Below are 20,676 nucleotides of genomic sequence, written 5' to 3' on the forward strand. Positions count from 1 at the left end.
GTCGTGTCGCTCCCGCGACTGCTTGTGCCTAGGGTGACGGGGTGGCCGCAACGGTCACGGGAGGTATTCCTAGTGGGGAGGATGTCAGATCATGGGTATGCGTAGGTACGGACCTGGTGCTGCGGTCGCCGCCGCTGTGGCGTTGATGCTGTCGGCGTGCGGGGGTGAGGACCCGGCTACGGACGACACGGCGACGGCGGAGTCCTCCGCAGAGGAGGCCCCGGCGGAGGAGCCCACCGAGGACACGACCACCGAGGAGACGGCAGAGGAGACCACCGAGGACACCGCGGCGGAGACGACGCCCGCCGACTCCGAGGACTCCGGAGAGGACGTGTCGGTCGACACCCTGCCCGCCGGCGTCACGGACGCCCCGCCGGAGACGGTGGGGGAGTTCACCCTCGCCGACGACAGCGGACCCGCGGTGATCTACGAGATGGAGACGGGGGAGTACGTCACCGTCGACTCCAACGTGCTCGGCTCGCCCTACGAGGACCTCGTCGCCGAGATCGAGACCGACAACACCGAGGCGGGCACCGGGAGCTGTGGGCTGAACTCCGGCGGGACGTCGGCGGTCTGCTACCAGCAGATCGAGGGCGGCGTGATCACCATGACCGGTGATGCCGCCGCGCTGGACCTCCTGGTGACCTTCGCCGACGACTTCGCCACCGCCGCCACCTCTTGAGCTGCGGCGGCGTGGCTGCCATGGCCTTGGGTCCCGCGTCCTCCTGGTCGGAAGGGGAGGCCCGCTCTCACCGTCACTTGACATAATGTGACTTATCGGCGTTGTAACGACGCCTCCGGGAGTGGCGACCTCGCCCGGTGCGCACGACGCCTCAGCGTCGGGTGCCGGCCGTCGTCCCCGGCAGGTACGGCGGCTCTGCCCGTGGACGCCGCCGGGCGATCTGCCCGTCCGGGTCCGGCACGCCGATGTGTCGGGCCTCCGGCGAGCTCGCGAACCCCCGGAAGCCCGGCGCCGCGGAGATCAGCCCGGCGACGACCTCGGCCACCCCGGCGGTGGCGGAGCGACCCAGCGCGTCCCGGGCCTCGTCCCCGTCCTGCCCGGTGACCAGATCCACCAGGGCCTCCGCGGTCAGCGGGTCGCAGGCTCAACGGGGGCCGGCTCTCGGGCTCAGTCCGCGGCGGTGGCCGGGCCGTCCACGTTGACCGTGGGTGCACCGCTGCCGCAGCGCACGACCACCGCCCGGGAGGTCTGGTCCCCGGGGTTGGACTCCCGGTGCACCGCCCCGGCGGGCACCCGCACGAAGTCGCCCGGCCCGGCCTCGACGACCTCGCCGCCACCGGGACCGGACTCCAGCCGGAACGTGCCGGAGACGATATACAGCGTGGTCTCGTGCTCACCGTGGTGGTGCCAACCGGTGACCGCCCCCGGCTCGGTGTCCACGGTGCCGGTCCACATGCCGGCCGCGTGCTCGGCCACCCGCCGGCTCATCCCGGGTGTGGGGTCGGCCGCCTGCAGCGAGCCGTCGACGATCCGTCGGCACGGCTGCGCCGCCCGCTGGTCCCGCTCTGCTGCGTCCATGCCGCCATTCGACCCCCGGTGACCCGCGCTGTCCAGCACGGCGCGCCCGCGGTGCCCGGCGTGGACCGGAACGGGCGCGGCGCCGCCCGCCGCGCGGTATACCGTGTGGTGCCGCAGGTGCGGACGGTCAGCGAAGGAGGACGACGGGTGGCGGAGGTCCAGGAGGACGGGGTCGAGCGCAACCTCTTCTGGCGCGCCATCCACCGCGTGGACACCTCGCGCCCGGTCCGGGCCTTCGTGCGCTACCTGCTGGTGCGCGGCAACCTGTCGGCCGGGGGCGTCACCATCTCGGCCCTGGTCTCCCTCATCGCCCTCATGACGATCGGCGTCAACGGGTTCCGCGCGGTCCTGGGCCGCCAGCCCGAGCTCTTCGACCGGGTGGTCCGGGCGATCAACACCGCCTTCCCGGGGCTGGTGGACGACGGCAGCAACGGCGGCATCATCGATCCCGACCTGCTCGTCCTGGAGCGCTCGCTGACCCTGGCCACCCTCGTCTCGATCCCGGTCCTGTTGTGGACGGCCACCAACGTCATGACCGGGCTGCGCAACAGCATCCGGTCGATGTTCGGGCTCACCGGGGCGCCGATGCGGCCCTTCCGGGGCAAGGGCTGGGACGCCGTGGGCATCCTGCTGCTCAGCCTCGCGGTGCTGCTCTCCTCCGCGCTGCTCAGCGGGTCCGCCGTGCTGGCCCGCGCGGTGCTCGGCGAGCTCGAGGTGAGCCGGGGCACGAGCGGCCTGCTCATCCGGCTCGCGGCGGTCGTCGCCGCCTTCGTCGTCGACGCCGTGGTGTTCTACCTGCTCTTCCGGGTGACCGCCAAGGTGCGCATGCCCTCCCCCGACTGGTGGAAGGGCGCGCTGCTGGGGGCGGCCGGATGGGGGTTGCTGCGGCTGGCCGGGACGCAGGTCATCGGTGCCTGGGACAACCCGGTCTTCGCCTCGTTCGCGGTCCTGGTCACGCTCATCGTGTGGATCAACCTGGGGCTGCGGTGGGTGATGTTCACCGCGGCCTGGACCGCCAACCCCCCGCACACCAACCTGCCGGTCGTCCCCACCGAGGTGCACGCGCGGGAGACCCCGAACTACGTGACCCAGACGGTGCCGCACACCCTGGACTGGCCGCACCACGAGGTCACCGGCACCCTCATCCCGCACAACGGCATCGCCGGCGACGCGGTCGAGGCGGGTGCCCCCGCGGACGCGCCGAGCACGCAGCAGCGCGAGGACCCTGCAGCACCCTAGACTCCGGCCATGGACGGGCCTACCGCCACCGCCTACGTGATCTCCGGGGTGGTGCTCGCCGTCGAGTACGGCCTGAAGATCTGGGCCATCGGGACGGTTCCGGAGAACCGGCGACCAGGGGCGTCCTCGGCCTGGCTGCTGCTCATCCTCTTCATCCCGGTGCTGGGGTTCCCGCTCTACTTCCTCATCGGCAGCAAGTTCGTCGCCGGGCGCCGGCACGACATCCAGCACCGGGCCAACCAGCTGCTCGCCGACCACGCGGACACGCTGCCCGACCTGCCGCAGATCCAGCCCGAGGAGGACCTGGCCTCGGTCCTGCGGATGAACCGCCGGCTCACCGGGCTGTCCTGCGTGAGCGGGTCGTGCGACGGGGTCTACCCGGACACCACGGACTTCTTCACGGCGATGGCGGCCGCGGTCGACGAGGCCGAGGACTTCGTCTTCGTGGAGTTCTACATCGTCGCGTGGGACGAGAGCACCGACGTCCTCTTCTCCGCCCTGGAGCGCGCCGCCGGGCGCGGGGTCGAGGTGCGCCTGCTGCTCGACCAGCTCGGCTCCCGCAAGTACCCGGGCCGTCGCCAGCTGGGCGCGCGGATGGAGGCGGCCGGGATCAGGTGGCACTACATGATGCCGTTGAACCTGTGGCGCGGGCAGTGGCAGCGACCGGACCTGCGCAATCACCGCAAGCTGCTGGTCGTCGACGGCCGGGTCGGCTTCGCCGGCTCGCACAACCTCATCGACCCCGCCTACGGCAGCGCCAAGAACGCCCGCATCGGCCGGGCGTGGAGCGACGTGTCCGTGCAGGTCAGCGGGGACGTCGTCGGGCAGCTCTCGGCCGTCTTCATCACCGACTGGTTCACCGAGACCGCGGAGAACCTCAGCCTGGACCAGGAGCGCTACCTGCCCGACCAGCCCGACCTCGTGCCCGGCGGCGCCGCCCACGCCATGCAGCTGGTGCCCTCCGGGCCGGGCTTCCCCACCGAGCCCAACTGGCGGCAGTTCGTCGCCCTCGTCCACCTGGCGCGCGAACGGGTCGCCATCACCAGCCCCTACTTCGTCCCCGACGAGGCCCTGCTGGCGGCGATCACCAGCGCCGTCTACCGGGGGGTGCAGGTCGAGCTGTTCGTCGGCGAGGAGGCCGACCAGTTCCTGGTGGGGCACGCGCAGCGCTCCTACTACCAGGTGCTGCTCGAGGCCGGTGTCGTCATCCACCTCTACCCGGCCCCCACCGTGCTGCACGGCAAGTACCTCACGATCGATGACCGGGTGGCGGTCATCGGGTCCAGCAACATGGACTTCCGCTCCTTCGCCCTGACCTACGAGATCATGCTGCTGGCCTTCGGCGGCGACCTGGTCGCCCGGCTGCAGGAGAACGACGAGGCCTACCGGCGGGCGTCCCGGGTGCTGACCCTGCAGGAGTGGGCCGGGCGGCCGTGGCGCCAGCGCTACCTGGACAACGTCTGCCGGCTCACCTCGGCGCTCATGTGACCCCGCCCGACGTCGGTGGGTCCGCCCGGGTGGACCCACCGGCTGCGGTCCGGCGGCCGGCGCCCTAGCGTGAGGACATGCACACCCTTCCAGACGGCAGCACGCTCCCCCACGTCGGCTTCGGCACCTACCCCCTGCGCGACGAGGAGGGCGTCCGGGCCATGGTGTCCGCCCTCGAGGCGGGCTACCGCTACCTCGACACGGCGGTCAACTACGAGAACGAGCGCGAGGTCGGTGAGGCGCTGCGCCGCAGCGGGGTCCCCCGCGCCGAGGTGCTGGTCGCCACCAAGATCCCGGGGCGGGCGCACGCGCGCGGCGTCGCGATCGAGACCGTGGAGGAGTCGTTGGAGCGGCTCGGCCTGGAGCAGGTGGACGTCGCGCTGGTGCACTGGCCCAACCCCTCGCAGGGCCGCTACGTCGAGGCGGTCCAGGCCCTGCTGGAGTGCCGGGACCGGGGGCTCGTCCGGTGGGTCGGCACCAGCAACTACACCGCGGCCCACCTGCACGAGGTCATCCGCGCGACCGGTGAGGCACCGGTGCTCAACCAGGTCGAGTGCCACCCCCTCTTCCCGCAGTCGGACCTGCTGGAGGTGCACCAGGAGCTCGGCGTGCTCACCCAGGCGTGGAGCCCGCTGGGCAAGCGGCAGGCGCAGTACGACGCCGCGGCGGTGGCCGGCCCCGCCGAGCGCCACGGCGTCTCCCCCGCCCAGGTGATCCTGCGCTGGCACCTGCAGCGGGCGGTGATGCCGCTGCCGAAGTCCGCGACGCCGGAGCGGCAGCGGGCCAACCTCGACGTGCTCGACCTCGAGCTCACCGACCAGGAGGTCGCGGCCATCACCGCCCTGGGCCGGCCGGACGGCCGGCTCTTCGACGGGGACCCGGAGACGCACGAGGAGATGTGAGGCACGGGGTTCCCCCGTCCGTCCACACCCTCCCCACCAGGTCGGGGTCCGTCCACAGATCTGCCGCACCCCCTCCCCCACGCCGCGCCCACTGGTCATCGTGGACCCATGAGGAGCACGACGGCGGCACCGGCCAACGAGGTGCACCTGCGCGGACGGGTGAGCGGTGCCCCGACGCAGCGCGAGCTGCCCAGCGGTGACGTCCTCGTCCAGCTGCGGGTGGTCGTGCCGCGGCCGCGGCAGCGCAGACGCGGCGCCGCGGCGTCCGGGTCGGGGCAGCGCGTGGACACCATCGACGTCTCGTGCTGGACCGCGCGGGCGAGGGCAGCCGCGCTGCGCCTCGAGGACGGCAGCGGCGTGGAGGTCACCGGCGCCCTACGTCGGCGCTTCTTCCGGACCGGGGCCGGGTCCGCCTCCCGCTACGACGTCGAGGCGACCTCGTTGCGCGCCGTGCCGGCGCCCGTGCCGTGACTCACAGCACCCGCCGCACCCCCGGGACCCGCTGCCCCACCAGCACCAGGCCCGTCGTCACGGCCGCCACCACGACGAAGCGCGCCAGCAGGACCGGCCACGGCGCCACCGGGGCGCCGAGCAGGCCGGTGTCCGTGCCGACGAGCAGGACGAGGAAGTGCAGGGCGAAGATGCCCAGGGTGGCCCGCCCGACCGGGTCCACCACGGCCATCACGCGGTCCGAGGTCAGCACCGACAGGGCGCCTCCGGGCGCCAGCAGCGCCTGGGCCAGCAGGTAGACCGCGACGGACAGCGCCGCGACCGTGGGCGAGTAGTAGTGCGCCCCTGCCCAGTCCTGCAGCCAGCTGGGGGCGGCCGGGTTGTTCCACTGCCAGGTCAGCAGGACCGACAGCCCGGCGACGACGAGCACCAGGAGGGGCAGGAGGCGGTCGGGCGCCCGCACGCCGCGCAGCGCCCAGCCGGTCAGGTAGGCGCCGAGGTAGGGCAACCACCACGTCCACGCGGCGTGCGTGACGCCGACCGGTTCCCCGCCCGGCCCCAGGGGCCACAGCGACAGGACCGGAACGGCATACGCCCCCGCGGCGGCCACCAGCCAGGCACGGCGGCCGGTCCCGGCCAACCACGGCAGGAGCAGCGGGGTCAGCAGGGACAGCCCGAGGACGATCCAGAGGAAGTAGAGGTGCGGGGCGACCTGGCCGACGAGGACCCGCTGCAGGGCGTCGGCCGGGCCCGCCCACGCACCGGACCGGGTCAGCGAGAGGTAGAGCAGGTAGACGAGGTTCCAGAGCACGACGGCGGGCAGCAACCGCCCGACGCGCCGGCGCAGGAACTCCCCCGCCCCGGGGTAGCGCGCCGGGTCGAGCGCCAGCGCGCCCGACACCATGACGAAGACCGGGACGACCCAGAGCAGGGGCAGGTCCAACGCCCGGGCGACCCAGCCGTCCACCGGGTCCGTCTCCCCCTGCGTCCCCGCGGTCGCCGTCGCCCCGACGGTGTGGATGAGGACCACGCCGTAGACCGCGAGGCACCGCAGCCAGCTGATCCATGCCGTGCCTCGCATGGGCCCAGCCTCTCACCGGCCGGGTGCACCGACGGATCGCCGGGCAGGGCCTGGGTGGAGCGCCGTAGCCTGTGCGGTATGCCTTCCGCCACGTCGCCGACCCCGCGGACCGTCGTGCACGGTTCCTCGCGCCTCGTCGCCTACGACTTCGGGGCTCACCTGAGCAGCTGGGAGCTGGACGGCCGGCCGGTGGTCTGGTGCAGCGAGGCGGCCGTGCTGGACGGGAGCAAGGCCATCCGGGGCGGGGTGCCCGTCTGCTTCCCCTGGTTCGCCGCCGGCCCCGACGGCTCCCTCTCCCCCAGCCACGGCCTCGTCCGGACCACGTCGTGGCACCGCGCCGCGGCACGCGACACGGAGGTGTGGGCCTGGACGGTCACCGACGAGGACGTCGCCGGCTCGCCCGGCGTCGAGCACCTGCCCGGCCCGTTCCGGCTGCGGTACGCCGTCTCGCTGCCGACCCCGGCCGAGCACCCGTCCCTACGGCTGGACCTGGAGGTCACGAACCCGGGCGCAGAGGTGCTGCCGGTCGAGGTCGCGCTGCACACCTACCTCGCGGTCCACGACGTGCTCCAGACCCAGGTCCTCGGTCTGGAGGGCGCGGGCTACCTCGACAAGACCACCGGCCGGCGCGGCCGCCTGCAGGGGCCGCTGCGGATCCAAGGCCCGACCGACGCCGTGGTGGACTCCCCCGGCCAGCCGCACGTCGAGGTGGTCGACGGGGACCGGCGGCTCGTCCTGGAGACGCAGGGCAGCACGCAGACGGTCGTGTGGAACCCCGGGCCCGAGCAGGCCGCCGAGATGAGCGACCTGCAGGACGACGCCTGGCCCGGGTTCCTGTGCGTGGAGACCGCGGCCACCGGCGACCGGGGCCTGCGTGTCCCGCCCGGCGCGACGCATACCGTGGGGTGCACCATCACGGTCCACGACACCCCGGGCCGGAGGGGATGATGAGCACGCACGAGCAGCCGGGCCAGGCCGAGGACGCGCCCTCCCTGGACACCGACCCCGACCTGCAGCCGCTGCACGCCGAGCCCGCGGACACGTCCCCGCAGGACCAGCCGCCGGCGGAGCCAAACGAGGACGCTCCCGCAGTGCCGCCCACCGTCGACCGCGGTGACCTCATCCTCCAGGGACTGCGCAGCGCGGCTGCCTGGTCGTGGCGCTTCCTGCTCGTCGTCGCCGCGGTCGCGGTCGTGCTCTACCTGGTGGGGCGGGTCTGGGTCGGGGTGCTCCCGATCATTCTCGCGCTCATCGTCAGCTCGGTGCTGTGGCCCTTCGTGCGCTGGCTCCGTCGGCACCGCTGGCCGGCCGGGCTCGCCGCCGCCACGGTGCTGGTGTCGGCGCTCGGCATCTTCAGCGGGATCGTCGCCGCCATCGCCCCGGGGGTGGGAAGCCAGCTGCGCCAGGTGGCCGACAACGTCACCGAGGGCGCCGACATCGTGCTGGAGTGGCTCTCCGGTCCCCCGGCGAACCTGCAGAGCGAGCAGCTCGACGACTACGTCAACCGCGCCACCGAGTGGCTGGAGTCCCGGGCCAGCGTGCTGGCCGAGGGCGCCCTGTCGACGCTGACCACCGTCGGATCCATCCTGGTGACCACCGTGCTCGTGCTCGTGCTCACCTTCTTCTTCCTCAAGGACGGGCACCGCTTCCTGCCCTGGCTGCGCAAGTCCGTGGGCCGCACCGCCGGTCTGTACCTCACCGAGGCGCTGGCGCGGGTGTGGGTGACGCTCGGTGGCTTCCTGCGGGCGCAGGCCGTCGTGGCCGCCGTCGACTCGGTCTTCATCGGCCTCGGGCTGGTCCTGCTCCAGGTGCCCCTGGCCTTCGCGCTGGCCGTCATCACCTTCTTCCTGGCGTTCATCCCCATCGTCGGTGCCTTCGTCGCCGGTGGCCTCGCCGTGCTCGTCGCGCTGGTGTCGCAGGGCTGGGTCACCGCCCTCTGGGTGCTCGTCATCGTCGTGGTGGTCCAGCAAGCCGAGAGCACCTTCGTCGCGCCCCTCATGCACAGCCGCGTCATGTCGATGCACCCCGTCGTGGTGCTCTTGGGGGTCGCGGCGGGCGGCACCCTGTGGGGCGTTCTCGGCGCGTTCCTCGCCGTACCCGTGCTCGCCTCGGCGCTCACCCTCCTGCGGTTCGGCAGCGAGCACCTGGACCTGCGCACCGGCGAGCTGCACACCGACGACCTGCGCAACGTCACCGCCGAGGGACGGCGGGCCGCGGAGCGGGCCGAGAGCGCAGCCCCCATCTTCCAGCTGCGCGCGCGCCGGGCCTACCTCCAGGCCCAGGGGGAGCAGGGCGCAGCACGGGTCGCGCTGCTGGACCGGACCAGCGAGCTCGCCGCCTCGCTGCGCGACCGGCTGCTGCCGCCGATCCTGCGCCGGGACCGGGAGGACGGTGACCAGGACGGTCGACCCCAGACGTGACGGACGCCCCCGACCATCGGGCCGGGGGCGTCGTCATGGAGGGCGCGTGGCGCCGCAGGAAGCCGCGACTACCTGGTGGCGTCCTTCCAGGCGTCCTTGGCGTTCTCGCCGGCCTGCTTGACGTTGGCGCCGGTCTGGTCGGCCTGGCCCTCCGCCTGCATCTGCTCGTTGTCGGTGGCGTCGCCGACGCCCTCCTTGGCCTTGCCCTTGAGCTCTTCGGCCTTGTTCGAGACCTTGTCTCCGAGACCCATGGTCTGCTCCTTTCCTCGGCAACCCCCTCAGCCTCACCCCCTCACCGGGTCGGCGCAACCCGAACCGCCCCCCTCGAGCCTCCTCGCTCTGCGCCGTGAGGTCCCTACGATGGGCGCCATGACAGCTCCCCCGGTGGCCCGGGCCGACCCCGCGTCCGAGCGCACCCGCTCCCACCAGCGCGCCTTCGGGTGGTACGACTGGGCCAACTCCGCCTACGTCACGACCACCGGCACCGTCCTCATCGCGCCCTACCTCACCGCCCTGGCCCGGGCCGACGCCTGCCCGGACCTGGCCGAGGGCCAGACCTGCGAGCAGATGCTGTCCGTGCTCGGGGTCCCCGTGGCGGTCGGGTCGGTGGCGCCCTACACCATCACCGTGGCGACCCTCGTGTCGGCGGTGGTGCTGCTCTTCGTCGGGGCCGTCGCGGACCGCCACCCCCGCCCGACCTGGCTCCTCGGCGGCCTGGCCTGGGTCGGCGCCGCCGCGGCCGCCTCGATGTTCTTCCTCGAGGGCAGCAACTGGGAGCTCGGGGTGCTGCTCATCGTCGTGGCCAACCTGTGCCTGGGGGCCTCGACCGTCGTCTACGACGCCCTGCTCGTGCGGGTCGCCTCCCCCGACGACCGCGACCGGGTGTCGTCGAGAGCCTGGGCGCTGGGGTACCTCGGCGGCGGCATCCTGCTGGCCCTCAACCTCGGCCTCATGACGGTCCACGAGTCCCTCGGCATCTCCTACACGATGGCCGTGCGCCTCAACCTGCTGTCGGCCGGCCTGTGGTGGGCGGTCTTCACGCTCATCCCCGTCATCGGGCTGCGTCGCATCCGGGGCACCACGGCAGCCCCGGTGGAGCGCTCGGCCGGGGTGCTCGGCGGCACGGTCACCCAGCTGCGGGACACCTTCGGCGACCTGCGCGGCTACCCGCACACCCTGCTCTTCCTGCTCGCCTACCTGTTCTTCAACGACGGCATCCAGACGGTCATCTCCTCGGCGAGCCTCTACGGCAGCGAGGCCCTGGGCTTCGACACCAGCCAGCTCATCATCACGATCCTGCTCGTCCAGTTCGTCGCCTTCGGCGGTGCCTTGGTCTTCGGGGTCATCGCCGGCCGGGTCGGAGCCAAGCGCACCGTGCTGGCCGGCCTGGTCATGTGGACGCTGGTGGTGGCCTTCGCCTACTTCGTGCCCACCGGCGCGTTCACGATCTGGCTCGTCTGCGCCGTCTTCATCGGCACCGTCATGGGCGGGACCCAGGCGCTGTCCCGCTCGCTCTACTCCCAGCTCGTCCCCACGGGCAAGGAGTCGGAGTACTTCAGCTTCTACCAGGCGATGGAGCGCGGCACCAGCTGGTTCGGGACCCTCGCCTTCGGCCTGACCTACCAGCTCACCGGGTCCTACCGCCCGGCGATCCTGGTCACCATCGCCTTCTTCGTCGTCGGGGGTCTCATCCTCACCCGCGTCGATATGCGCAAGGGCATCGCGATGGCCGGCAACGAGCAGCCGCGCAAGGTGTGAGGGCGGACGCGGAGAGGGCGTGACCCGCACCTCGCGGGCCACGCCCTCACCGGACGGGTATGTCGTGCCTCAGGCGCTGCGCTTGCGCCGGGGCTTCTCGCCGCGCATCTCGCGCAGCAGGGCCAGCCGCTCCTCCAGGAGCTCCTCGAGCTCGGGCACCGAGCGCCGCTCGAGCAGCATGTCCCAGTGGGTGCGCTGCGGCTTGGTCGCCTTCAGCTCGGGCTCGGGGCCGTTCTCCAGCTTGGCGTCGAGACCGCAACGGCACTCCCAGATCGGCGGGATCTCCGCCTCCACCGAGAACGGCAGCTCGCTGACGTGCCCGTCCGGGCAGACGTAGCGGCTGATCTCTCGGTCGCTGAAGGTGACGCCCTCGTCGCTCTCGAAGGAGAGCCAGCTGAGGTTGGTGCCGCGCAGGGACCTCTCTGCCATGTGTTCCACTCCCATCGTGTCATCGGACACGCGTGATCGTTCGCTGTCGCGTTCGGTGGACGGCCGACAGACCTGGACCTGTGACCGCCCTGTTGACTGGTGTCAACGTCGACCGACCGCCCCGTGTTCCCTGTCCGTCCGCCGTCCCGGATGCAGCGTGGTGCGGTGGTCGGTGTGCGGGGGGAACATCTCATGATAGCGCTCCCGGTGAGGCGCTGACCAGTCAGCGCCTCACCGACCGAGGGACGGACGCGTGTCGTCGTCCCACGGTGGCGGGTGCTCGTCCACGATCTCGCCGTCGATGACCGTGCCGGCCCCGGGTGGGCGGCCGGGGCGACGACCTCCGGGTCCGACCGGTCCCCCGACCACGGTCAGGGCCCGGCTGGCCACCAGGGCCTGCAACAGACGACGTGCCGCCGGCCTGGTGAAGGGCAGCACGAGGATCAGCGCCAGGACGTCGCTGACGAACCCCGGCAGGAGCAGCAGGAGCCCGCCGACCGTGAGGAGGATCGCGTCGGTGACCTCGTCCGCCGGCATCCGGCCCGAGCTCAGCGCCTGCTGCAGCGCACGGTAGGTGCGGCTGCTCTCGCGCCGGGCCAGCCAGGTGCCGAGGACGGCCACCGCCACGACGAGGAAGAGGGTCCACCACAGGCCGATGCTGCGTCCGACCGCCACCAGGACGGCGATCTCGACGAGCGGGAGCAGGACGAAGGCGAGCAGGACCCATCTCAGCACCGGACGGCGTCGGGCGCTGCTGCCAGAAGGTGCGGTCGTGCTCACGTGGCCTCCTCGAGGTGGTGCCATCGAGAACGGTCCCGCCCGGCCAGGTGTTCCCTGAGCTGACCCGTCCGGCGCTGCCACGCCCACACGCCCACCAGCACCACGGCCTCCCGGACGATGTCGCCGGTCATCTTGGAGGAGCCCTCGACGCGCTCGACGAAGGCGATCGGCACCTCCACGACGCGCAGACCCGCCTCCACGGCACGGCGGGTGAGGTCCACCTGGAAGCAGTAGCCCTGGGAGGCCACGGGACCGGCGACCAGCTCGGTCAGCTGCGGCAGCCGGTACACCCGGAACCCCGCCGTGGCGTCGTGGACGTGCAGACCCAGCGCGAGCCGGGTATACGTGTTGGCGCCGACCGAGAGGAGCCGGCGGTGCCAGGGCCAGCGGTGCACCGAGCCCCCCTCGACCCAGCGCGAGCCGATGACCACGTCGGCGCCCGGTCCGTGCTCGGCGGCGGCGAGCAGGGCGGGCAGCTCCTCCGGCTGGTGCGAGCCGTCGGCGTCCATCTCCACCACGGCGTCGAAGCCTCGCTGGGCTGCCCAGTCGAAGGCCGCCAGGTAGGCCGGCCCGAGGCCCTCCTTGCCGGGTCGGTGCAGCACGTGGACGTAGGGGTCGGAGGCGGCGATCCGGTCGGCCAGCTCACCGGTGCCGTCCGGGCTGGCGTCGTCCACGACCAGGACCTCGGCGTCGGGGACGGCCCCGCGGACCCGGCGCAGCACCTCGGGGAGGGAGGCGCGCTCCTGGTAGGTCGGGATGCACACGCAGACGCGGTGCAGCGGGCCACGAGAGGTCATCCGAGCAGCCTAATCGGCGCGGTGACGGCGCCTGACCAGCAGTCCGAGCACCACGAGGACGGCGGCGGCGGGCACCACCCAGGGGCCGGTGGTGAAGGCCGGGGTGCGGGCGGTGCGCAGCGGCAGCTCGTCGCGCAGCACCGCCTGGGTGAAGAGCTCGGTCGGCTCGTGGACCACCCCGTCCGGGCTGATGAGCCCGGAGATCCCGACGTTGCTGATGTGGACCACGGAGCGGCCGTACTCGACCGCACGGACGCGGGAGGTGGCGAGGTGCTGGGCGGACTGGTCGCCCTCCCCGAACCACGCGTTGCTGGTGGGGACCACGAGCAGCTCGGCTCCCCCGGCGACCACGTCGCGCACCGCGGGGTCGACGACGACCTCGAAGCAGATGCCCAACCCCAACCGGACGCTCCGGCCGTCGGCGAGCTCGACGTCCATGAGCCCGGGCTCGGTGCCCGCCTCCCAGTCCGGGATGCGGTCCACCCACTCGGACAGGTGCCGCACGAGCGGGCGCAGCGGCATCCGCTCGCCGAACGGGGCGAGGTAGACCTTCTGGTAGGTGTCGTCCACGCCCTCGCCCGGCTGCAGCTCGAGGACCATGTTGCGTGGCGCCTCCCCCGTGCCGTAGGACACCGCCCCGAGCACCACCGGGGCACCCAGGGCGTCGACGCCGGTCATCATCCGCTGCACCGCGGCGTCCCCCTCGCTCGGGGAGAAGGGGTCGAGGTCGCTCGCGCCCTCGGGCCACAGCACGAGGTCGGGTGGTCCCCCCGCCCCGGTGGACACCTCGGCCGCCAGGTCCTCGGTCATCGACGTGTAGCGCTCGAGCATGGTGCCGCGCTCGGCGCTCAGCGTCCGGGTGAAGTCGGGCGGGAGGTCACCCTGCACGGCCGCCACGTCCAGCGGCTCCCCGTCGGTGGGCCGCGGCAAGGCGGCCGGGGCCAGGGCCAGGGCCACCGCGACGACCGCGAGCACCCCTGCGCGGGGCAGGCTCCGGGAAGCGCCAGCGCCGACCGCGAACTGGACCGCGCGGGCGAGCAGACCGCCGACGAGGGCCACCAGGAAACCGAGGCCGGTGACGGCGACCAGGCTCGCGGCGCCCAGCAGGGGGCTGTCCGCCTGGCTGAACCCGAGCCGCGCCCAGGGGAACCCGCCGAACGGCGTGACCGAGCGGGCATACTCCATGAGCACCCAGGCCGCCGCGCCCACGACCGGCCGGACGGCGCCCGAGCGCTGGAGCAGCGCGAGCAAACCGCCCAGCGCGGCCGGGTAGAGCGCCGAGGCGATGCTCATGGCCACCCAGGGCATGATGCCCGCGTAGGTGCTGGCCCAGACGAACATCGGGGTGTACCACGCCAGGCCGAGCAGGAGCCCCGCAGCCAGCCCGGTCCGGACCCGCACCCCTGCCGTGGCGGACGCCAGCGCCCCGACCCCCACCATGGCCAGCGGCCAGAGGTCGTGGTCGGGGAAGGCGAGCCAGAGGGCCACGCCGCCCAGGAGCGCGAGCAGGAGTCGGAGCGGCCAAGGCACGCCTCCAGCGTACGGACCCCTCCGGACATAGCCGGACCCCGGCACCTTTGGGGCCGGTCCGTACGCGGCTGGCGGCCGGCACGGTCCCGTTGTCTACTCGGTGCTCGGGGCCCTGGCTCCCCCGACGGGCGCGTCGACGCCCGAGGGACAGCACTAGAACGTAGGTGGCCGCGCGACGAGTGTCAACATCGCTGTGACCTGCGATGATACGAGAGTTCGCAGGTCAGTCGGCCGTCCTCTGCGATCGGGCTTGGGGAGATCTTTACCCCACCTCGGCGTGTCGGCGACGACACGCCGCCCACGACCGTGCTGGTGAGGGCGCCGCCGAGCGGGATCGGCCGCGGGTGGGTGAGACCACCACATCATCCGGCCGATCGGGGTTTCGGCAAGAAATCATCCTGTTGGTGCTCGCATACGCCGTAAATCATCCGTAGCATGGCGCCATGAGCGCACAGATCGAGCAGCCCTACATCTACCGTCGCCGCGAGCTGGTGGAGCCGGACTGGACCCGCTTCCCCGGCTGGGCCGACGTCACGCCGCAGCAGTGGGCCGACGTGCAGTGGCAACGGGTCAACTGCGTCAAGAACATCGGGCAGCTGCGGACGGTCATGGGGCCACTGCTCGCCGAGGAGTTCTACGCCGACCTGCAGCGCGACCAGGAGCAGCGCGCGACCATGTCCATGCTGCTGCCGCCCCAGATGCTCAACACCATGGTCAGCGAGCCCACGTGGGTCGACGGTCGGATGCCGGCCGCGGGGGCCGACTTCACCGCCGCGTTCCTGGCCGACCCCGTGCGCCGCTACATGCTGCCGGTCTTCTCCGACCGGCGCACCGACTGGTCCAGCCACCCCTACGCCACCCGGGACAGCCTGCACGAGCACGACATGTGGGTCGCCGAGGGGCTGACCCACCGCTACCCCACCAAGGTGCTCGCGGAGATGCTCCCCACCTGCCCGCAGTACTGCGGTCACTGCACCCGGATGGACCTGGTGGGCAACTCGACCCCGACCGTCACCAAGCTCAAGCTGGCCGGCAAGCCGGTGGACCGGCACACCGCGATCCTGGACTACCTGCGCGCCACCCCGGGGGTGCGCGACGTCGTCGTCTCCGGCGGGGACGTCGCGAACATGCCGTGGAAGAACCTCGAGTCCTGGCTCGACCAGCTGCTCGACATCGACTCCATCCGCGACGTCCGGCTCGCGACCAAGGCGCTCATGGGTATGCCGCAGCACTGGCTCGCCCCGGACACCGTCGAGGGCGTCGGTCGGGTCGCCCGCAAGGCCCGCGAGCGCGGTGTCGGGCTGGCCATCCACACCCACATCAACGCCGCCCAGTCGGTGACCCCGCTGGTGGCCGAGGCGAGCAAGGTCATGCTGGAGGCGGGGATCCGCGACGTCCGCAACCAGGGCGTGCTCATGCGCGGGGTCAACGACACGTCCGCGCAGCTGCTGGACCTGTGCTTCGCCATGTCCGACGAGGCGATGATCACGCCGTACTACTTCTACATGTGCGACATGATCCCGTTCAGCGAGCACTGGCGGGTCTCCCTGGCCCACGCCCAGCACCTGCAGCACTCGATGCTGGGCTACCTCCCGGGCTTCGCCACCCCGCGCATCGTCTGCGACGTGCCCTTCGTCGGCAAGCGCTGGGTCCACCAGGTCGACACCTACGACACCGAGCGCGGCATCTCCTACTGGCGCAAGAACTACCGCACCTCCATCGAGGGTGAGGACGTCGACGTCACCAGCGCCGAGTACGTCTACTACGACCCCATCGACACCCTGCCGACCAGCGGCCAGGACTGGTGGCGTCGCGAGGCCGCCGAGGTGCACGGCACCGACGAGGCCGGCCAGCAGGAGAAGGCGCAGGAGGCCGCCGCGGCCTCCCGCCGGGCCTCGGTCGACCAGCTCGCCTGAGCGGCAACCATTCGCGACGCTCGGTGGGTCGCAGGGCAACCATTCGCGACGCTCGGTGGCCCGCAGGGCAACCATTCGCGACGCTCGGTGGGTCGCAGGGCAACCCTTCGCGACGCTCGGTGGTGAGCGTCGGCATACCCTGACGTCGTGGCGACGAAGAAGCAGTCCGGGGGCACTCCGGCGACGGTCGCGCTCGACCGTGCCGGGGTCCGGTATGCCGTGCGGGCCTACGAGCACGACCCCTCGGCCGAGTCCTTCGGGCTGGAGGCGGCGCAGGCCCTGGGCGTCGAGCCGGAGCGGGTCTTCAAGACGCTGCTGGTCGCCGTGGACGGCGGCCTGGCCGTCGGGATCGTCCCCGTCGTCGCCCAGCTCGACCTCAAGGCGATGGCGGGCGCGCTGGCGACGAAGAAGGTCACCATGGCCGACCCGCGGGTGGCCGAGCGCGTGACCGGCTACGTCGTCGGGGGCATCAGCCCGCTGGGGCAGAAGCGAGCGCTGCCCACCGTCCTGGACGCCTCCGCGACGGGGTATGCCTCCGTGCTGGTCAGCGGGGGCCGGCGCGGCCTGGACCTCGAGCTGGCGCCGGCGGACCTGCAGCGACTGACGCACGCCTCGGTCGCGCGGATCGCGCGTCCGGGCCGCTGACAGCGCCCTCGGTCAGGCACGCGGGGCCCGGGGCACCGGGGCCGGGTCAGGGAGTCGTGGGGAGCTCGTGCGGCAGGGCGCCGAGGCGGTCCTCCCACGGCGTGGACAGCACGATCGTGGTGTTGGTGGAGCAGGAGCCCTCCTGCCGGATCCGGCCGAGCAGCTCCTCGAGGTCCTGGGGGCGGGGCACCCGGATGAGCAGGACGTAGTTCTCGTCGCCGGCGACCGACCAGCACGCCACGATCTCCTCGATGTGGGCCAGCCGCTCGGGGATGTCGTCGTCGTCGGAGGGGTCGAAGGGGGTGACCGACATGAGGGCCGTGAGGGGCAGCCCGACCGAGGCGTAGTCGACGACGGCCCGGTAGCCGGTGATGATGCCGCGCTCCTCCAGCCGCTTGACCCGCTGGTGCACCGCCGACGTGGACAGCCCCACCTGCCGACCGAGGTCGGCGAAGCTGATCCGACCGTCCTGGGCCAGGACGGTGACGATGTGGCGATCTAGCGGCTCCATGGGGGCAACCCTAGTGCCGGGCGCCCCGCCCTCGTCCCTCCCCGCGCTCGCCGCGCGAGGTCATGAGCAGCGCCACCACCGTCGCCGCGAGCACGAGGGTGGGCAGGCTCAGCCGCAGCACCGTCGCGTAGTCGGGTCCGGGCGGCCGGGTGAGCGGGTTGTCGCCGGCCGCCGTCTCCCACCACGGCCCGAAGAGCAGGACCGCCGAGACCAGCAGCACCCCGGCGAGGAGCAGCAGCGGGCGTCTGCGAGGCATACCTCACGCTAACCCACACCACTAGGGTGAGGCCCATGACGACCTCCTCCGAGGCGACCGCGGACGTCGACGTCGCACCGCCGCAGCTGCTGCTCCTCGACACCGCCTCGCTGTACTTCCGGGCGTTCTACGGGATGAAGGACCTGCGCGAGGCGCCCGACGGGACCCCGACCAACGCGGTCCGCGGGCTGCTCGACATGGTCGCCACGCTGGTGGGGCGCTTCTCCCCCACCCACCTGGCCTGCTGCTGGGACGACGACTGGCGTCCGGACTTCCGCGTGCAGGCCATCCCGTCCTACAAGTCTCACCGTCTGGTCGAGGGTTCGGGGGACAAGGAGGAGGCTCCACCTGAGCTCGAGGTCCAGGTGCCCATCCTGCGGCAGGTGCTCGAGGCGGTCGGCTTCCCGGTGCTGGGGGCGCCGGGCTACGAGGCCGACGACGTCATCGGCACGCTCACGGCACGGCACCACGGCCGCCTGCCGGTGGGCGTCGTGACCGGGGACCGCGACCTCTTCCAGCTCGTGGACGACGGGGCCGGCGTCACGGTGGTCTACACCGCCAAGCAGGGCGTGCGCGACGCCGAGGAGATCCATCAGGCCGACCTGCGGCGACGGTATGCCGTACCGACCGGGCGCGCGTACGCCGAGATGTCGATGCTGCGCGGGGACACCTCCGACGGGCTCCCCGGGGTCAAAGGGATCGGCGAGAAGACCGCTGCTGCGCTCATCGAGCAGTACGGCACCCTGGCCGCGCTGCGCGAGGCGGTCGACTCCGGAGACCCGGCGATCAAGGGAGCGCGGCGGACCAACCTCGAGGCGGGCGCGGCCTACCTCGACGCCGCGCCCCGGGTGGTCCTCGTCGCCCACGACGCCCCCGTGGCCGACGTGCCGCTCACCCTCCCACGAGAGCTGGCCGACCCCGGGACCCTGCACCAGCTCGTCGAGACCTACGACCTGGGCAACCCGGTCGCGCGCCTGCTGGCCGCCCTGAGCATCGCTCCCTGAGGGCGCCGCGACCCAGGGGCCACCCAGGTGCGCGCCCTACCGTGGTCGGGTGAGGACCAGCACGAGGCCAGACCCGGTGCCGCTCGTGGCCGACGACCCGCGCCCGGTCGGGTGGCCCGCGGGGCTGATGCTGCTCGGCGGCCTCGGCTTCGTGTCCGTCTACGTCGTCGCGGTGCTCAGCACCCGGGGTCAGAGCATCGACAGCGGGGTCATGGACGCCGTGACGGTGACCGGATCCCGGCACGACCTGCTCAGCAGTCTCCTGCCCAACCCCTACCTGCTCCTCGCCCTGGCGCTCGGGCTCGGTGCCCTCGCGCTGCTGCGCCACGTGCGGACCGGGCTCGCGGTGCTCGTCGCGGTGCCGCTGCTGGTGGCCTCCACCCAGGTGCTCAAGGACGTGCTGCCGCGCCCGCAGCTCGCCGACGCGTGGGCCATGGCCAACTCCCTGCCCAGCGGCCACACCGGTGCGGCCCTCGCGCTCGCGCTCGCGCTGCTGCTGGTCAGTCCGCGCCGCCTGCGGCCCGTGGCGGCACTCGTCGGCACCGTGGTCAGCCTCTGGATGGGGGCGCTGGTCGTGCTGCTGGGCTTCCACCGGCCCAGCGACGTGCTGGCCTCGGCGTTCCTCGCCGTCGGAGCAGGTGGTCTGGGCCTGCTGGTCCGGGGGCGTGCGCCCGGCTCGATGACCCGGCGCCTTCCCGGGTGAGGACGATCGCGGCTGGTCAGCCGACCCGCTCGAAGACGGCAGCCAGCCCCTGGCCGCCGCCGATGCACATCGTCTCGAGGGCGTAACGGCCCTCGCGTCGCCGCAGCTCGTGCGCCAGGGTGGCGAGGATCCGGGCGCCGGTCGCGCCGACCGGGTGGCCGAGCGAGATGCCCGACCCGTTGACGTTGAGCCGCTCCCAGCTGGTCGGGTCCTCCATCCCCCAGGCCTTCAGCACGGCGAGCGCCTGCGCGGCGAACGCCTCGTTGAGCTCGACGAGGTCGAGGTCGGCGAGCGTGAGGCCGGCCCGCTCGAGCGCCGCGGCGCTGGCCGGGACCGGGCCGATGCCCATCGTCTCCGGGGCGACGCCGGCGACGGCCCACGACCGCAGGGCCAGCATCGGGGTCAGGCCCAGCTCGTCGGCCCGCTCGCGGGTGGTGACGACGCACAGGGCGGCGGCGTCGTTCTGTCCGCTGGCGTTGCCGGCGGTCACCGTGGCCTCCGGGTCCTGGCGGCCCATGATCGGGCGCAGCCCGGCGAGGGTGTCGGGTGTCGTGTCGGGGCGGATGTGCTCGTCGGCGTCCACGGTGGTGGTGGCGCCTCGTCGCCCGGGGACCTGCACCGGCACGATCTCGTCGGCGAAACGGCCCTCGCGCTGCGCCGCGGCGGCCACCTGGTGGGAGCGGTGGGCCAGCTCGTCCTGGGCCTCCCGGGAGATGCCGTGCTCGCGCCGCAGGTTCTCGGCCGTCTCGATCATCCCGCCCGGGATGGGGTGGTGCTCGCCGCCGGCGGTGGCCCGGGCGCGGGCGAGCCGGTCGGCAAGCTGGACGTCCGCCCGCACCCCTTGCCGCAGCAGCGCGTAGTGCTCGACCTGGCTCATCGACTCCGCTCCCCCGGCGACGACGAGCCGGCTCCCGCCGCCGGCGACCTGCGCGGCCGCGGTGAGGACCGCCTGCAGGCCGGACCCGCACCGCCGGTCGAGCTGCATACCCGGTGCGGAGTCGAGGCCTGCGTTGAGCGCGAGGATGCGCCCGAGCGCGGGGATCTCCCCGGAGGGGTTCGCGTTGCCGACGATCACGTCGTCGACCTGGCCGTCCTGCAGACCGGTCCGCTCGAGGAGAGCGCTCAGCAGCTGGGTGCCGAGGTCCGCGGCGGACAACGGGGCCAGGCTGCCGAGGAAGCCCCCGACGGGGGTGCGCAACGGGGAGCAGATGACGATCTCGGGCATGG

General features: G+C 72.9%; 23 protein-coding genes. 12 read left to right on the plus strand and 11 right to left on the minus strand.

Going from position 1 to position 20,676, the window contains the following annotated elements:
- Window positions 1-91 precede the first annotated feature (91 nt).
- On the plus strand, window positions 92-682 hold the full coding sequence (locus Q0795_RS02610; RefSeq protein ID WP_298886086.1) for a hypothetical protein: 591 nt from the start codon (window positions 92-94) through the stop codon (window positions 680-682).
- 151 nt (window positions 683-833) lie between these two features.
- Here the strand turns inward: Q0795_RS02610 and Q0795_RS02615 are convergent, their stop codons facing one another.
- Both Q0795_RS02615 and Q0795_RS02620 read right to left on the minus strand, forming a co-directional pair.
- Window positions 834-1,076, minus strand: a complete 243-nt coding sequence (locus tag Q0795_RS02615; protein WP_298886089.1) for a hypothetical protein — start codon at window positions 1,074-1,076, stop codon at window positions 834-836.
- Between the two features lie 53 nt (window positions 1,077-1,129).
- On the minus strand, window positions 1,130-1,540 hold the full coding sequence (locus Q0795_RS02620) for a cupin domain-containing protein (RefSeq protein ID WP_298886091.1): 411 nt from the start codon (window positions 1,538-1,540) through the stop codon (window positions 1,130-1,132).
- 147 nt (window positions 1,541-1,687) lie between these two features.
- On the opposite strand from Q0795_RS02620, the gene Q0795_RS02625 reads away from it, so the two are divergent.
- From Q0795_RS02625 to Q0795_RS02640, 4 genes are all read left to right on the plus strand, one after another.
- The gene (locus Q0795_RS02625; protein WP_298886094.1) at window positions 1,688-2,779 is read left to right on the plus strand and encodes a YhjD/YihY/BrkB family envelope integrity protein; all 1,092 of its coding nucleotides are present in this window, start codon (window positions 1,688-1,690) and stop codon (window positions 2,777-2,779) included.
- A 9-nt stretch (window positions 2,780-2,788) separates the two neighbouring features.
- Window positions 2,789-4,267, plus strand: coding sequence for a cardiolipin synthase (cls, locus tag Q0795_RS02630; protein WP_298886097.1), 1,479 nt, complete (start codon window positions 2,789-2,791; stop codon window positions 4,265-4,267).
- A 77-nt stretch (window positions 4,268-4,344) separates the two neighbouring features.
- The gene (locus Q0795_RS02635) at window positions 4,345-5,169 is read left to right on the plus strand and encodes an aldo/keto reductase (RefSeq protein WP_298886099.1); all 825 of its coding nucleotides are present in this window, start codon (window positions 4,345-4,347) and stop codon (window positions 5,167-5,169) included.
- 108 nt (window positions 5,170-5,277) lie between these two features.
- Window positions 5,278-5,640 (plus strand): single-stranded DNA-binding protein, encoded by a 363-nt coding sequence (locus Q0795_RS02640; RefSeq protein WP_298886102.1) that lies wholly within the window; start codon window positions 5,278-5,280, stop codon window positions 5,638-5,640.
- Between the two features lies 1 nt (window position 5,641).
- Here the strand turns inward: Q0795_RS02640 and Q0795_RS02645 are convergent, their stop codons facing one another.
- Complete coding sequence (locus tag Q0795_RS02645; protein ID WP_298886105.1) at window positions 5,642-6,700, minus strand: acyltransferase; 1,059 nt, start codon at window positions 6,698-6,700, stop codon at window positions 5,642-5,644.
- 78 nt (window positions 6,701-6,778) lie between these two features.
- Between Q0795_RS02645 and Q0795_RS02650 the strand changes: the two genes are divergently transcribed.
- Window positions 6,779-7,648 carry a D-hexose-6-phosphate mutarotase gene (locus Q0795_RS02650; RefSeq protein WP_298886108.1) on the plus strand — a complete coding sequence of 290 codons (870 nt, stop codon included), beginning with the start codon at window positions 6,779-6,781 and terminating at the stop codon, window positions 7,646-7,648.
- Entirely contained in the window at window positions 7,648-9,120 is a 1,473-nt protein-coding gene (locus Q0795_RS02655) for an AI-2E family transporter (RefSeq protein ID WP_298886111.1), read from the plus strand. The genes Q0795_RS02650 and Q0795_RS02655 overlap by 1 nt, the downstream gene beginning before the upstream one ends.
- Window positions 9,121-9,188: 68 nt before the next feature.
- Here the strand turns inward: Q0795_RS02655 and Q0795_RS02660 are convergent, their stop codons facing one another.
- Window positions 9,189-9,371, minus strand: a complete 183-nt coding sequence (locus Q0795_RS02660; RefSeq protein WP_298886113.1) for a CsbD family protein — start codon at window positions 9,369-9,371, stop codon at window positions 9,189-9,191.
- 118 nt (window positions 9,372-9,489) lie between these two features.
- On the opposite strand from Q0795_RS02660, the gene Q0795_RS02665 reads away from it, so the two are divergent.
- Window positions 9,490-10,878 carry an MFS transporter gene (locus tag Q0795_RS02665; RefSeq protein ID WP_298886116.1) on the plus strand — a complete coding sequence of 463 codons (1,389 nt, stop codon included), beginning with the start codon at window positions 9,490-9,492 and terminating at the stop codon, window positions 10,876-10,878.
- A 69-nt stretch (window positions 10,879-10,947) separates the two neighbouring features.
- On the opposite strand, the gene Q0795_RS02670 is transcribed toward Q0795_RS02665, so the two are convergent.
- From Q0795_RS02670 to lnt, 4 genes are all read right to left on the minus strand, one after another.
- Entirely contained in the window at window positions 10,948-11,307 is a 360-nt protein-coding gene (locus Q0795_RS02670; protein WP_058891117.1) for an RNA polymerase-binding protein RbpA, read from the minus strand.
- Between the two features lie 231 nt (window positions 11,308-11,538).
- A complete protein-coding gene (locus tag Q0795_RS02675; protein WP_298886119.1) occupies window positions 11,539-12,087 on the minus strand; it encodes an FxsA family protein in 549 nt (182 codons plus the stop codon).
- Window positions 12,084-12,884 carry a polyprenol monophosphomannose synthase gene (locus tag Q0795_RS02680; protein WP_298886121.1) on the minus strand — a complete coding sequence of 267 codons (801 nt, stop codon included), beginning with the start codon at window positions 12,882-12,884 and terminating at the stop codon, window positions 12,084-12,086. Before Q0795_RS02680 ends, Q0795_RS02675 begins: the two co-directional genes overlap by 4 nt.
- A 9-nt stretch (window positions 12,885-12,893) precedes the next feature.
- The gene (gene lnt / locus Q0795_RS02685; RefSeq protein WP_298886124.1) at window positions 12,894-14,414 is read right to left on the minus strand and encodes an apolipoprotein N-acyltransferase; all 1,521 of its coding nucleotides are present in this window, start codon (window positions 14,412-14,414) and stop codon (window positions 12,894-12,896) included.
- Between the two features lie 443 nt (window positions 14,415-14,857).
- Between lnt and Q0795_RS02690 the strand changes: the two genes are divergently transcribed.
- Together Q0795_RS02690 and ybaK are read left to right on the plus strand one after the other, a co-directional pair.
- The gene (locus tag Q0795_RS02690; protein ID WP_298886127.1) at window positions 14,858-16,330 is read left to right on the plus strand and encodes a lysine 2,3-aminomutase; all 1,473 of its coding nucleotides are present in this window, start codon (window positions 14,858-14,860) and stop codon (window positions 16,328-16,330) included.
- A 147-nt stretch (window positions 16,331-16,477) separates the two neighbouring features.
- Complete coding sequence (gene ybaK / locus Q0795_RS02695) at window positions 16,478-16,975, plus strand: Cys-tRNA(Pro) deacylase (RefSeq protein ID WP_298886129.1); 498 nt, start codon at window positions 16,478-16,480, stop codon at window positions 16,973-16,975.
- 46 nt (window positions 16,976-17,021) lie between these two features.
- Here the strand turns inward: ybaK and Q0795_RS02700 are convergent, their stop codons facing one another.
- Window positions 17,022-17,486 (minus strand): Lrp/AsnC family transcriptional regulator, encoded by a 465-nt coding sequence (locus tag Q0795_RS02700; RefSeq protein WP_058891111.1) that lies wholly within the window; start codon window positions 17,484-17,486, stop codon window positions 17,022-17,024.
- A 10-nt stretch (window positions 17,487-17,496) separates the two neighbouring features.
- Complete coding sequence (locus Q0795_RS02705) at window positions 17,497-17,742, minus strand: hypothetical protein (protein WP_298886132.1); 246 nt, start codon at window positions 17,740-17,742, stop codon at window positions 17,497-17,499.
- Between the two features lie 35 nt (window positions 17,743-17,777).
- On the opposite strand from Q0795_RS02705, the gene Q0795_RS02710 reads away from it, so the two are divergent.
- Together Q0795_RS02710 and Q0795_RS02715 are read left to right on the plus strand one after the other, a co-directional pair.
- Window positions 17,778-18,746, plus strand: a complete 969-nt coding sequence (locus tag Q0795_RS02710) for a 5'-3' exonuclease (protein ID WP_298886135.1) — start codon at window positions 17,778-17,780, stop codon at window positions 18,744-18,746.
- A 49-nt stretch (window positions 18,747-18,795) separates the two neighbouring features.
- Complete coding sequence (locus tag Q0795_RS02715; RefSeq protein WP_298886138.1) at window positions 18,796-19,449, plus strand: phosphatase PAP2 family protein; 654 nt, start codon at window positions 18,796-18,798, stop codon at window positions 19,447-19,449.
- A gap of 16 nt (window positions 19,450-19,465) precedes the next feature.
- Here Q0795_RS02715 and Q0795_RS02720 read toward each other — a convergent pair whose 3' ends face one another.
- Window positions 19,466-20,674 (minus strand): acetyl-CoA C-acetyltransferase, encoded by a 1,209-nt coding sequence (locus tag Q0795_RS02720; RefSeq protein ID WP_298886141.1) that lies wholly within the window; start codon window positions 20,672-20,674, stop codon window positions 19,466-19,468.
- Window positions 20,675-20,676 lie beyond the last annotated feature (2 nt).

The sequence above is a fragment of the uncultured Serinicoccus sp. genome, from assembly GCF_947487915.1.
Lineage (GTDB): Bacteria > Actinomycetota > Actinomycetes > Actinomycetales > Dermatophilaceae > Ornithinicoccus.